This window comes from Pseudomonas sp. GR 6-02, from assembly GCF_001655615.1.
In the GTDB taxonomy this organism is placed as follows: Bacteria; Pseudomonadota; Gammaproteobacteria; order Pseudomonadales; family Pseudomonadaceae; genus Aquipseudomonas.
In genome coordinates this window covers 5,358,037-5,370,229 of record NZ_CP011567.1, presented here as the reverse complement: position 1 = coordinate 5,370,229, position 12,193 = coordinate 5,358,037, and the positions used below count along the sequence as shown (strand labels likewise).

Here is a 12,193-nt window from a genome sequence, read left to right as displayed (position 1 = left end):
GAAGAAGGCCTTGATGAAAAAGCTTTTCAGCCTGCTCGCGACCTTGCTGGTGCTGGCCCTTGCCCTGTGGATCGGCCGGACCTTGTGGGTGCATTACATGAACACGCCCTGGACCCGTGACGGCCGGGTGCGCGCCGACATCATCAACGTCGCCGCCGACGTGACCGGTGAGGTGGTGGAGGTGCCGGTACGCGACAACCAGTTGGTGAAAAAGGGCGACTTGCTGATGCGCATCGACCCCGAGCATTACCGCCTCGCGGTGAAACAGGCGCAGAGCCTGGTGGCCTCGCGCAAGGCCACGTGGGAGATGCGCAAGGTCAACGCCCATCGCCGCGCCGACCTCGACAACCTGGTGATCTCCAGGGAAAACCGCGACGACGCCACCAACATCGCCGACTCGGCCCTGGCCGATTACCAGAACGCGCAAGCGCAACTGGAAGCCGCCGAACTGAACCTCCAACGCACCGAAGTGCGGGCGGCGGTGGACGGCTACGTCACCAACCTCAACGTCCATCGCGGTGACTATGCGCGCATCGGCGAAGCGAAAATGGCGGTGGTCGACATGAATTCGTTCTGGGTTTATGGCTTCTTCGAAGAAACCAAACTGCCGCATGTTCGCGTGGGCGATAAAGCCGACATGCAATTGATGAGTGGCGAAGTGCTCAAGGGCCACGTGGAAAGTATTTCTCGCGGCATCTACGACCGCGATAATCCGGAAAGCCGCGAGCTGATCGCTGATGTGAACCCGACCTTTAACTGGGTGCGTCTGGCGCAGCGGGTGCCAGTAAGGATTCACATTGATGAAGTGCCGGAGGGCGTGCTGTTGGCGGCGGGGATTACGTGTACGGTGGTGGTGAACCCCCCGGCTGGCGAATAACCTGTGGCGAGGGGGCAAGCCCCCTCGCCACAAAAAGTGGCCGTGTCAGCCTTGGCAAAACGTCTCATGCAAATGCCGCCAAACCACCTTGCCATCGGCCTGTTTCTCAAACACCGCCGAGGACCGCCGATCAGAATGCAGCCCCGTCGCATCGGTCTGTTGCTCGCGGTAACTGACCACTGCGCCACCGTCATACAGCGCGACACCTCGCAGCTCGCTGAGCTCGATCCTGAACCCGAGCTTCTTCCCGCCCGCCAACAGAAACAATTCATTCAACGCCTCGAAATCCAGCACCCGGCCCAACGGCGAGACCATGGAAAACTGCGGCGAAAAACGCGTCAGCAATTGCTCAAGCTCGGCCTCGTCCCGTTCCTCGGCCAACCATTGCTCGATGGCTACGTGGGCCTGGATCACTTCGTCAAAGTATTCGGTGTAGTCGGTCATGCTGTTTCCTGAAAGTCTGAAAGTGTGTTTTGACGCCTTCGCGGTCTCAGAGCTGCCCGCGCAACCCGAACCGCTTCATCAACCCCGACTCCAGCAACCCTTTTGGCAATAACCCCGCCATTAACGGCAACGCCCGGCTGCCGTTACCCAAACGCACCAGACGCGGTGGTTTGCTCTGCTGCACAGCCTTGAGCAAACCGGCGGCAAATTCACTGGCCGGCGTTGGTTTATCTTGAGAGGCCTTGGCCCGTGCACGAATACCTTCACGCAGTGGAAACCACGGTGATTGTTCGGTGATCAATTGCTCGGCTTCGTGGCCGGCATTTTTCGCGAAGCTGGAGGCGATGGCCCCAGGCTGAACTTCCATGACCCGCACGCCGAACGGCGCCAGCTCCATGCGCAGCGCATCGCTCAAGGCATGCACGGCGGCTTTCGAGGCGCAGTAGGCACCGGCAAACGGCGTGACCAGAACCCCGGAAACGCTGCCGATGTTCACCACCAGCCCCCGGGCGCGACGCAGTACCGGGAACATTGCGCGAGTGACGCCGACAATCGCAAACACGTTGGTTTCGAACTGGCGCTGCATGGCCGGCACGCCGCCATCGAGCAGCGGCCCCATGGCGCCATAACCGGCATTGTTGATCAGCACATCGAGACCGCCGCGTTGCTGGTTGATCCGCTCGCTCAGCTGTTCGAGGGCCGGGCCATCGTTAACGTCCAGCTGCACGGCGGTGAAACCGGCGGCGGTGAGGGCTGCCACGTCTTCAGCCTTGCGGGCACTGGCCCAGACTTCGTAACCGGCATTTTTGAAGGTGTCGGCAAGTGCGCGGCCAATGCCGCTGGAGCAACCGGTAATCAACGCAACAGGCATGGCGCGGTCCTTGTGCAAAAGAAAAAGGGGGATCAGTCGGAGAAACTACCCTGCAACCGTTCAGCGCGAAATTCCAGGGTTTGCGGGCGGTAGCCGGGGCGCAAGGGCGGTAGCGGCAAGCAGTCTTCCCAACTGCCGCCGGCCTGCAATTCGCCGGGGCCGCGATAACGTGGCGCGGCGTATTGATTGTCGGCCAGGTTCACCGTATCGCCCGGCGCATACGCCGCGATGCGCCAGCGCAACTCGATCAGTGGCACGTCGTTGCCGTTTTTCATCGTGAGCTTCAATGGCCGATCTGCCGGGCAGTGCTCGGGTGCGTAAGTGATGCGCAGCTCAAGGCGTGCCAGTTGCTTGATTTCGCGATTGTCCATCCAGAACACCCACGTCGCCACCAGGCCCAATCCGACAGCGGCCGCCACGGAAACCGGCACGGCCTTGGCCGGGTAGCGCAGCAGCAGGATCAGCCAGGTGATGACCAGCAGGACGCCGATGAACATGTTTGAACGCTCCATGAACGGATAACCGACATCCTACCGAAGGGGCACGAGAATGGATATTCGGTGAGCAGGGGGTTGTACCGTTGGTCGGTACTGTAATTTCTGACAGTAGCCAGCCATGTTCTTGAAACGTTAGAAGACATTGGCCGACGGGGCTGTTATTCGATGGACGGTGGCGATGGAGATGGAGATGCACCTCAAGACACCTACACTGACGGTCTTCGATCCGCGCGGCCTGTCGATCCGCTTGGTAGATTACTGGCGCGCCATCGAAAACCTGCCCGCTGAGGCTCGCATCAATCGCACTGCTCACAATGGCGCAGGACGTGCAGTCAAACAGTGGGATCCGCGGTTATGGGCGCTGCAAGAAGGCGATCCCCTGACCCCTCCCAATCTGATCACGGTGTATTCGCTGTCCGGGAACGCGTTGCGCACGGACAGCGTTGATGCCGGAACGCAGATCACCCTGCGCGGTCTGGCCGACGAAGTGTTGTCGGACTGGGACAGCCGCGAAACACGTCGCGAGGTCGAATATGACGATTTGCTGCGGCCCGTGGCGGTGTTCGAACAGGGCGCCGTGGAGCCCCGTCGCTGTGTCGAGCGCTTTACTTATGGCTACCCGGGCCAGGGTAATCAGGACCTTAACCAGTACGGCAAACTGATTCGCCATGACGACCCGGCGGGCAGCGTACTGTTCGACTCGTTTGCGATCAGCGGTGAAGGCATCGAAAACACCCGCCACTTCACCCTTGAGCCGGTAACCCCCGATTGGCCGGAATCGATTGATGATCGCCGACGGCTGCTCGAACCGGGGACTGGGGCGACGTCCAGGTGGCGTTTCGGCCCGTTGGGTGATGTGCTGGAACAGACCGATGCCAAGGGTAATCGTCAGACTTTCGGTCTGACCGTCGATGGCCGATTGCGCGAAAGCCGACTGCAATTGAAGGATCAATCCATTTGGCAAACGTTGGTCAGCGAGATCCGCTACAGCGCCCAAGGGCAAGTCGAAGAGGAGGTCGCGGGTAACGGGGTGCGGACGACGCTGGCCTATCGACCCGAAGACGGTTTGTTGATGGAGCGTCGGGCACAGGATGCCAGTGCCCGAATGTTGCAGCATCTGATCTACGACTATGACCGGATGGGCAATGTCTTGAGCATCGAGGACAAGGCCCTGCCCGTGCGCTACTTCGCCAACCAGCGCATCGACCCGATCAGTCGCTTCATCTACAACAGCCTGTACGAGTTGATCGAAGCCTTTGGCTGGGAGGCGGGCGGTCCCGATCAAGGACCCGAGTCGGTTGGTCGCACCGATCCGGCGGCGGTTAGCAACTATCGGCAGATTTACCACTATGACGAGGGCAGCAATCTGCTGAAGCTGACCCACATCGGCGCGCAAAAACATGGGCGCGATTTGAAAGCTGCCCGCTACAGCAATCGCTGCCTGCCCTGGCGCAACGGCGTGCCGCCCACTGAAGAGGACATCGCCGCCGCATTCGACGCCAAAGGTAATTTGCTGGAGTTGGACCAGGGACGGTTGTTGACCTGGGATCTGCGCAATCAATTGCGCTCGGTCAGCCCGGTGGAACGCGCCTCCCGACGCAATGACGGTGAGTGCTATTTTTACGATGGCGCTGGCCAGCGGGTGCGCAAAATCCGCGCGTTGCAGACCAGGGCTCGCACCGTGATAGCTGAAGTGCGTTACTTGCAGGGTTTGGAACTTCGTACCGACAGTGGCACCGGGGTGGTGTTGCAGGTCATCACCGCGCAGGCTGGCCTCAACACCGTGCGGGTGTTGCATTGGGACAGCGAGCCACCGTCCGGTGTCAACGATCAGTACCGCTACACCCTGGTCGATCACCTGAGCTCCTGCACCGTGGAACTGGCCGATGACGCGCAAATCATCAGCCGGGAAATTTTTTATCCCTTTGGCGAGACCGCGTGGTACGACGCGATTGAAATGGACTATAAAACCATTCGTTATTCGGGCAAGGAACAGGATGCCACGGGGCTTTATTGCTATGGCTTCCGGTACTACATACCGTGGTTGCAGCGATGGGCGAGTACCGATCCGGCAGGCGCTGTGGATGGCTTGAACCTGTATCGGATGGTTCGAAACAACCCGTTAACGTTCTTTGACGAGCAGGGTGAAAACTCAAAATCCAACTCGGCAGTGCGTACAGCGATCGAGATTTTTGAATCGTATAAGGACAATTACAGCGATACGGATAGAGTGACTCCTTACAACATGATGAACACAATCACTCAGGACAAACTGAAGTTCAAAACAGCAAAGGCAACACCTGCGGTGCTTGAAAAGACCAAGCCCCAGAACTTTACCTTGCGCCATTACACGGTCTACGGGAGCAGCGGCGAAACACCTCCCTTTATGGAAATCGCGTCTAACTTTTCTTTGGTTCACCAGAACTTGAAGACGTTGGGCGGAAAGGGCGGCAATACCAATGAAAAGGATTGGACCAAGGCCGGGAACATGGGCTTCACCTTCTTTCTTCTGGCGATAAATGGAGAAGTGAATGAACGCAAGTTTCTCGGCTCGATGACACACTTTGCCGAATACGATCTTGAGGATGACAAGGTGCTGGAGGCAGCCTTGGGTAAAGATTTCGATAAGGTAGAGTTTTTTGCTTCTCCCGATGTACTCGATCCCAAACACTCTTCGGACCTGGGCGCGGTGCCAATGGTTAAAGGCCCACTGAAAGAATTGAAGGCGCTGCTGTTAGGCAACTCGGGAATCAGTCCGGTTCAGGTGGGAAGAATGAGTTCACGAGCATTACTTGACAGTATCGATAGTGCGTTTCATGGAACACTTGAGATCAAAATACCAGGATCAATAAAGGTCAGTGGCTGGCATAGAAAACCAGCCACAACCCGTAAGGCTGCATGAATGTGAAAAAAAGCCCCCGCCCAACCCGCTGCGGATAGGGAACGCAGCGGGCTGGACGAGGGCTTTTTGATTTGCTGATTGATTACTGCGCGATGGTTTTCACCGACACGCCGCGCTCGATCGGGGTGGAGCGACCGTAGATATCTTCAAACCGCTCGATATCGTCTTCGCCCAGGTAGCTGCCCGATTGCACTTCGATGATCTCGAGTGGAATCTTGCCCGGGTTGCGCAGACGGTGTACCGAGGCGATCGGGATGTAGGTCGACTGGTTTTCGCAGAGCAGGAACACGTTTTCGTCGCAGGTCACTTCAGCGGTGCCGCTGACCACGATCCAGTGTTCGGCGCGGTGATGGTGCATCTGCAGCGACAGGCACGCGCCCGGCTTGACCGAGATGTGCTTGACCTGGAAACGACCGCCCATATCCACCGAGTCGTAGGAACCCCACGGACGATAGACTTCGCAGTGGTTCTGGGTTTCGCTGCGGCCCTGTTCGTTGAGGGTGTTGACCATCTGTTTGACGCCTTGGACCTTGTCCTTGTGGACGATCATCATGGCGTCCTTGGTTTCGACCACCACGATGTTTTCCAGGCCGATCACCGACACCAGTTTGCCGTTGCCGTGGATCATGCAGTTTTTGCTGTCCTGGATGACCACGTCGCCTTTGGTGACGTTGCCGTTGGCGTCCTTTTCATTGACTTCCCACAGCGACGACCAGCAACCGACATCGCTCCAGCCCGCGGTCAGCGGTACGACGCAGGCGCGCTGGGTTTTTTCCATCACCGAATAGTCAATGGAATTGTCCGGGCAGCAGGCAAAGGTGGCGGAGTCGATATCGATGGTGTCGGCATCCTGCACGCTACGTTCCAGGGTCAGTACGCAGGTGTCGTAGATGTCCGGATCGTGCTTTTTCAGCTCTTCGAGGAAGCGGCTGGCGCGGAACAGGAACATGCCGCTGTTCCAGAAATAACCGCCGGACTGGACGAACTCGGTGGCGCGTTTCACGTCGGGTTTTTCGACGAAGTGCGAGACACGGCTGACGCCTTCCGGCAGCAGGGCATCGTTGGTGGATTTGATGTAGCCGTAACCGGTTTCCGGTTTGGTCGCCGGCACGCCGAACAGCACCATTTCGCCACGCTCGGCCGCCACAGTGGCCAGGGCCAGGGCGCGTTGCAGGGCTTTCTGGTCTTCCAGGACGTGGTCGGCCGGCAGCACCAGCATCAACTCGTCGCGACCTTCATTGACCAGCATCATCGCGGTCAGGGCCACGGCCGGCGCGGTGTTACGGCCGAACGGTTCCATCAGGATGCGCTGGGTTTCCAGTTTACGGGCGCTCAGCTGCTCGTTGACGATGAAGCGGTGATCCTTGTTGCAGACCACGATCGGGGTATCCATGCCTTCGAACACCAGGCGTTCCAGGGTTTGCTGGAACAGCGTGTGTTCGCCGGTCAGGGCGAGGAATTGCTTGGGGAATTGCTTTCGGGAAAGCGGCCAAAGACGTGAGCCGCTACCACCTGACAAGATCACCGGAATCATGTTGTTACTCCCTTAAATCGATTGGTTAGAGCCACGAACGTTCTGTCGTTTCACTCTTGTTTTTGTTCCGTAATCAGATCGGCTCACCGATTCTGTAGCAGCTGCCGAGCCTGCGAGGCTGCGTTCGGCGACGTAGTCGTCGTGAATCCCGTCAATGCGGTCATTCAGAAAGACCGAGTTGCTTGGATTGCGACTGCTTCGCAGTCGGACGCAGGCTTCGCCAGCTGCTACAGGGTGATCACCGTCCTGATGAATTAATCAGCGCGTCGACACCGGGCGCTTGACCCAGACTGGCGACAGGCTGCTGCCGTTGCCGGTGACGTACAGCACCGCCGCTTCACCGCGCTCCAGGGCAACCGGCTTCACGTCGCCGACTTTCTTGTCGCCTTCGTACAGCGCCAGGCTGACTTTCACCGGGTTGATTTCACGCTCGCCACGGCCCTTGGCGGCCACGTTCGGCACCACATCGGTCTTGCCGTCGGCGGTTTTCAGAGTCAGGGCCTTGTCGCTGAGGTTCTGCACGCGTACCAGGGATTTCTGTTTGTTCTTGAACGGCGGCTCTTCGATCAGTTGTGGCGCGCCGCTGGCGTTGTTGACCAGAGTGTAATAGTGATCGCCGGCCAGTTTCACCGGCAAGGTCTGGCTACCGACCTTGGCGCTGTAGTCGCCGCCCGGCATGAAGCTGAAGTCAGTGCTGGAAAGTGGCGCGACTTCGTTCAGGTTGGTGGTGCCGACTGTAGCACTGACTTCAGCGTTACCGGCGTTGTAGACCCGCACGAAGGTGGAGCCTTTCGGTGCGGTCGGGCCGTAGAGGGCGGCGTCGCCACCGGCAAAAGCCTGCATCGAGAGCACGCTCATGCCGGCAACGAGAGCGAAGGTCTTGGCGAGACGGCGAGGAGTAGTAGTGAAAGTCATGGGTGTACCTCTCTTTCAGTTTTGCGCCCGGTCGGGCGTCTCGGATTTGGTGTTTACAGCTACGTTTTGTTGGCGCGCGCCGGCTTGTTTAAGCTCTGCGACCCACTGCGGGTCGGCGTCACCGATTTCGTTGTTCACAGGCAGATATCGTTCAGGGAATTCCCAGATCAGCACTTGTGGCGGGCTGTTCTTGAAGGCATCGCTTTTCAGGTAGCTGAGCATCGGCAGAATCGGGCCATGGCCGTCTTCGGCGTAATTGACCACGTCGCTGTGCAGCGCTTCTTTCAGCGCACCGACGAAGTTCCAGTTAGGGTTGGCGCTGTAGCTGGTGCCGATCAGGGCCACCGGCACTTCCGTGTTGGCGAACAACGCGTCATCACCGGTCGGTTGATCCTGGGCCGCCACGGTGTTGCGCTTCTGCAAAGGTTCTGGCGCTGGCATCAGGTTTTCGAACAGCGGGTCCAGCGGCAGGAACAACCGCAGGTCGCCCTTGTGCGTCACCTTCTCCGCCGGTTCAGTGACGAAGTTTTGCGGTTCGCCGCTGAGCGGAGCCTTGTCGGCGATGGTTTTGGCCAGGGTCTGGGCAGCGACTTGTGCGCCTTCCGGGGTCCAGTGGGTGTCGGTACGCAGGAACACTTGCTGACCGTCGTGCTTGGCTTGTTGCAGCGGGCCGAGCAGGTCAGGGGCGAGGATCTTGTCGGCCGCCACGCGAGCGTGGAAGTCCTTGTACAGATTGGCGTGGATACTCGCCGGCTTCACTTCACCCAGGTGCTCCGGGTACAGACGCGTCTTGGCCGGAACAATCGCCATCACCAGTTGCACGCCTCGCTTTTTCAGTTCCTGGCGCACGCCTTCGACCAGCGCGTAGTTGCCTTGCAGGTTCAACTCTTCGTTGACGATCGGGTGGAACTCTTCATCGCTGTAGAGCCACTGATCGCGACCGAGCACCACGCCCGGACGACCTTCGTTGAACAGTTTGAAATCCAGCGCGGCCCAAAGGTTGGTGCCCAGGCGCTTGATCGGGAACTCGTCGTCATAGTGCGTCTCGACGGCTTTGGTCCAGCGCCCGTTGAGCACGGTGGCATCGGCGTTGGTACTGAAGCCGAAGAAGCTGCGTACCGACCACACGCCCAGGACCAGCAAGGTCACCAGGAACAGCGCGATGTAGAAGATGCGTAATGAGCGGGTCATGGTCAGATCCCTCAGAACTGGAAGTAAAGGAACGGCGAAAAGCTTTGCGCCGAGAGTTTGAGAATCGAGGCAATGAACAGCAGCAGTACCAGGGCGCGCATCACGTAACGGGACCAGTCGGCGGTCCAATAGGCCGGTTGCACAGTCGCTTCAACGCCAACGGTGTAACCCGGCTCGTGGATGCTGGCCGGGTTGTCGCCCGGTACGGCTTTGATCATTCCAGGCGTCGCCGCGGCCGGGCCGTCGGTTTCGATGTTCACCGCAGGTTTGGTCTTGACCGGCGGCTGGTTGGTGTAGAAATCACGCAGGCCGAAGAACGCCAGGGTCACGTAAGCCACCACCAGGGTTGCCACTTGCAGACCGGTGAGGCTGGCCTGGTTGAGTTCCGACAGCGACCATTCGCCGAAGCTGAACATTGCGCCGTACATGCGACCGGCGACGTGCAGGTTCTCTGCGCGGAAGATCACCCAGCCCATCACCACCAGCAGGAAGGTCAGGACCCAGCGGATCGGGTTGAAGCTGCGCGGCGAAGTGTTCAGGCCGATGGCTTTTTCGATTGCCAGCCACATGCCGTGCCAGGCGCCCCAGACGATGTAGGTGATGTTCGCGCCGTGCCACAGACCACCGAGCAGCATGGTCAGGAACAGGTTGCGATAGGTCATCAGCGTGCCTTTACGGTTACCGCCGAGGGTGATGTACAGGTAATCACGCAGCCAGGTGGAGAGGCTGATGTGCCAGCGCCGCCAGAACTCGGTGATCGACTGGCTGACGTACGGCTGTTTGAAGTTTTCCATGAAGCGGAAACCCATCATCAAGCCCAGGCCAATCGCCATGTCGCTGTAGCCGGAGAAGTCGAAGTACAGCTGTGCGGTGTAGGCCAGGGCGCCGAGCCAGGCATCGCCCGTGGTCGGGTTCTGCAAGGCGAAGCAATGGTCGGCGACCACCGCCAGGGTGTCGGCGATGAACACCTTCTTGATGAAACCCTGCATGAACCGCGTGGCACCTTCGGAGAACTTGTCGAGGGTGTGGGTGCGGTTGTTGAACTGGTCGGCCAGGTCGCGGAAACGCAGCACGGGGCCCGCGATCAAGTGCGGGAAGATCGCTACGAATGCGGCAAAGTCGATCAGGTTGCGGGTGGCCGGGGTATCGCCGCGGTAAACGTCGATGATGTAGCTGATGGACTCGAAGATGTAGAACGAGATCCCGATCGGCAACAGTACGTGGGTCAGGATGAACGGCGACAGACCGACCGAGGTCATCATCGCGTTGATGCTCTCCACGCCGAAGTTGGCGTACTTGAAGTAGCCCAGGATGCACAAGTCCACCGCGACGCCGAGCAGCAGCCAGCGCTGGGCCGGTTTGGTCCGGACACCAGCGGCGCCAACTTTCAGGCCGATCCAGTAGTTCCACAGCGTGACGGCTGCGAACAACGCAAGGAAGTCCACACGCCACCAGGCGTAGAACACGTAGCTGGCGATCAGCAGCAGCAAGTTGCGATAGCGTTGCCCGCTCAAGTAGTACAAGCCGAGAAAGATCGGCAAGAACAGAAACAGGAACACGTTGGATGAAAATACCATCCTGATCTCTCCATGTTTAACCAACAGTCAAGGGCCAACGGCCCCCCCAAACCCCCCACGAAAATCCGGGGTGGTTGTATTGCATGCTGTGCACTTACCTGTGGCGAGGGAGCTTGCTCCCGCTGGGGTGCGAAGCGCCCCTGAAACCTGATGACGCGGTGTCTCAATCAATCCGCGTTCACTGGGTTACGACTGCTTCGCAGCCGAGCGGGAGCAAGCTCCCTCGCCACAGGGGAATACAGTCAGCTTTAAGAACCTTTGCCTTTTTCATTGGCCGGGTCGTAGACCTTGGTCAAGTCCCCGCCGAGGCGGAAAGACTTGAACGGCTGCATCTTGTGCTTGAGTTCCAGCACATTCGGCGCGCAGGTGTAGAGCGAGCAGAACGGTTCGAGCCAGGCGAATTTCGAGTCGATCTTGAGATCGGTCATGTCCTGGCCTTTACCGTTTTTCTTCTCGAATTGATCCGGGTCGTCCACGCCGGCCAGCACGCGATCACCCAGGCGTTTCAAGGCACCGTTGTTTTCCTGACGCAAATCCACACCGTTGGCCTGGGCGAAACTGGCGATCATCGCCAGCGGCGGCAGGGCATAGTTGTGGTAGGCGAGGGCGCGTTGCTGGCGCTTGAGTTCGTTAGGCAGGAAGCCTTGGGCATCGATCTGATTGGCGCCGACCTTGAATTCCTTCACGGCCCAGTCGAACAGGTCGCGGCGGTTGGTGGCGACCGACGTGGCCATCACCGACCAGGCGGCCCAATACGAGTGGTTGTTGGTCTGTTCGAGCGGCAGGTTGTCCCAATCGCTGACCACCTGATCGGCCATTTTGCTGAACCAGGCTTCAATCACCTGCGCTTGTTCCTGGTGGGTGGCCAGGGGATGGGAGTCAGAGAATTTCAGGCGGATATAGGACGACGCCATGCTGCCCAGCGCCCATTTGCGCATGGACTTGCCGGTGTGGTTGAAGTCCCTGGACATCAATGCATCGGCCTTGGCCCAGGCGGTCAACCAGTCGAGGGTGCATTCCAGTTGTTCCGGGCGACCGTCACGCATGAACTGCATCACTCGCTTGCTGGTGCCGCGCTCGATCTTGGTGATGTCGGCGGTGGTGTCGCGGAAGGCCTTTTCCGATTCCTCGTTCAGAGTCGAACGGGCCTTGTCGGAGCCTTCGTATTTGCTGCGAAACTGCAGGGCGCCGGTGTACGGCGTCGGCATTGCGTCGCAGCCTTCACTCTTGTCGCCGGTCTTGAATTTATCCACAGGCGCAAAATACCCTTGAGGCGGGCGCAGTGGTGCGGCGGCCTGAGTGGCGCCAGCGAACATCGCCAGAGCCAGCAGGGAAGGCGCGAGTAACTGTTTCAAAGTTCGGGTTTGCATGCAGTTCATAAGAGG

General features: G+C 59.2%; 10 protein-coding genes. 2 read left to right on the top strand and 8 right to left on the bottom strand.

What is annotated here, in order from left to right:
* Positions 1-13: 13 nt before the first annotated feature.
* Positions 14-877 carry an efflux RND transporter periplasmic adaptor subunit gene (locus PGR6_RS23680; RefSeq protein ID WP_018927139.1) on the top strand — a complete coding sequence of 288 codons (864 nt, stop codon included), beginning with the start codon at positions 14-16 and terminating at the stop codon, positions 875-877.
* Positions 878-922: 45 nt separating this feature from the next.
* On the opposite strand, the gene PGR6_RS23675 is transcribed toward PGR6_RS23680, so the two are convergent.
* The 3 genes from PGR6_RS23675 to PGR6_RS23665 are packed head-to-tail and all read right to left on the bottom strand — an operon-like array spanning position 923 to position 2,689.
* Positions 923-1,321, bottom strand: a complete 399-nt coding sequence (locus tag PGR6_RS23675) for a DUF4440 domain-containing protein (RefSeq protein ID WP_018927138.1) — start codon at positions 1,319-1,321, stop codon at positions 923-925.
* Between the two features lie 46 nt (positions 1,322-1,367).
* The gene (locus PGR6_RS23670) at positions 1,368-2,192 is read right to left on the bottom strand and encodes an SDR family oxidoreductase (RefSeq protein ID WP_064620202.1); all 825 of its coding nucleotides are present in this window, start codon (positions 2,190-2,192) and stop codon (positions 1,368-1,370) included.
* A 32-nt stretch (positions 2,193-2,224) separates the two neighbouring features.
* Positions 2,225-2,689: a hypothetical protein gene (locus PGR6_RS23665; RefSeq protein WP_018927136.1), complete on the bottom strand. Its 465-nt coding sequence runs from the start codon at positions 2,687-2,689 to the stop codon at positions 2,225-2,227.
* A gap of 184 nt (positions 2,690-2,873) precedes the next feature.
* Between PGR6_RS23665 and PGR6_RS23660 the strand changes: the two genes are divergently transcribed.
* Positions 2,874-5,591: an RHS repeat-associated core domain-containing protein gene (locus tag PGR6_RS23660; RefSeq protein ID WP_064621355.1), complete on the top strand. Its 2,718-nt coding sequence runs from the start codon at positions 2,874-2,876 to the stop codon at positions 5,589-5,591.
* A gap of 82 nt (positions 5,592-5,673) precedes the next feature.
* On the opposite strand, the gene PGR6_RS23655 is transcribed toward PGR6_RS23660, so the two are convergent.
* The 5 genes from PGR6_RS23655 to PGR6_RS23635 all read right to left on the bottom strand — a co-directional run bounded on the left by PGR6_RS23655 (position 5,674) and on the right by PGR6_RS23635 (position 12,187).
* The gene (locus tag PGR6_RS23655; RefSeq protein WP_064620199.1) at positions 5,674-7,125 is read right to left on the bottom strand and encodes a mannose-1-phosphate guanylyltransferase/mannose-6-phosphate isomerase; all 1,452 of its coding nucleotides are present in this window, start codon (positions 7,123-7,125) and stop codon (positions 5,674-5,676) included.
* Positions 7,126-7,383: 258 nt separating this feature from the next.
* A complete protein-coding gene (locus PGR6_RS23650) occupies positions 7,384-8,040 on the bottom strand; it encodes an alginate O-acetyltransferase AlgF (RefSeq protein ID WP_019581115.1) in 657 nt (218 codons plus the stop codon).
* Positions 8,041-8,055: 15 nt separating this feature from the next.
* Complete coding sequence (locus PGR6_RS23645) at positions 8,056-9,231, bottom strand: alginate O-acetyltransferase (protein WP_064620196.1); 1,176 nt, start codon at positions 9,229-9,231, stop codon at positions 8,056-8,058.
* A gap of 11 nt (positions 9,232-9,242) precedes the next feature.
* Complete coding sequence (locus PGR6_RS23640) at positions 9,243-10,808, bottom strand: MBOAT family O-acyltransferase (RefSeq protein WP_018927131.1); 1,566 nt, start codon at positions 10,806-10,808, stop codon at positions 9,243-9,245.
* 248 nt (positions 10,809-11,056) lie between these two features.
* On the bottom strand, positions 11,057-12,187 hold the full coding sequence (locus tag PGR6_RS23635; RefSeq protein WP_442963840.1) for a mannuronate-specific alginate lyase: 1,131 nt from the start codon (positions 12,185-12,187) through the stop codon (positions 11,057-11,059).
* Positions 12,188-12,193 lie beyond the last annotated feature (6 nt).

Coding starts and splice junctions, on each gene's coding strand:
- PGR6_RS23670 (WP_064620202.1), bottom strand. CDS start 2,192: ATGCCTGTTGCGTTGATTACCGGTTGCTCCAGCGGCATTGGCCGCGCA.
- PGR6_RS23665 (WP_018927136.1), bottom strand. CDS start 2,689: ATGTTCATCGGCGTCCTGCTGGTCATCACCTGGCTGATCCTGCTGCTG.
- PGR6_RS23680 (WP_018927139.1), top strand. CDS start 14: ATGAAAAAGCTTTTCAGCCTGCTCGCGACCTTGCTGGTGCTGGCCCTT.
- PGR6_RS23645 (WP_064620196.1), bottom strand. CDS start 9,231: ATGACCCGCTCATTACGCATCTTCTACATCGCGCTGTTCCTGGTGACC.
- PGR6_RS23650 (WP_019581115.1), bottom strand. CDS start 8,040: ATGACTTTCACTACTACTCCTCGCCGTCTCGCCAAGACCTTCGCTCTC.
- PGR6_RS23640 (WP_018927131.1), bottom strand. CDS start 10,808: ATGGTATTTTCATCCAACGTGTTCCTGTTTCTGTTCTTGCCGATCTTT.
- PGR6_RS23675 (WP_018927138.1), bottom strand. CDS start 1,321: ATGACCGACTACACCGAATACTTTGACGAAGTGATCCAGGCCCACGTA.
- PGR6_RS23655 (WP_064620199.1), bottom strand. CDS start 7,125: ATGATTCCGGTGATCTTGTCAGGTGGTAGCGGCTCACGTCTTTGGCCG.
- PGR6_RS23660 (WP_064621355.1), top strand. CDS start 2,874: ATGGAGATGCACCTCAAGACACCTACACTGACGGTCTTCGATCCGCGC.
- PGR6_RS23635 (WP_442963840.1), bottom strand. CDS start 12,187: ATGAACTGCATGCAAACCCGAACTTTGAAACAGTTACTCGCGCCTTCC.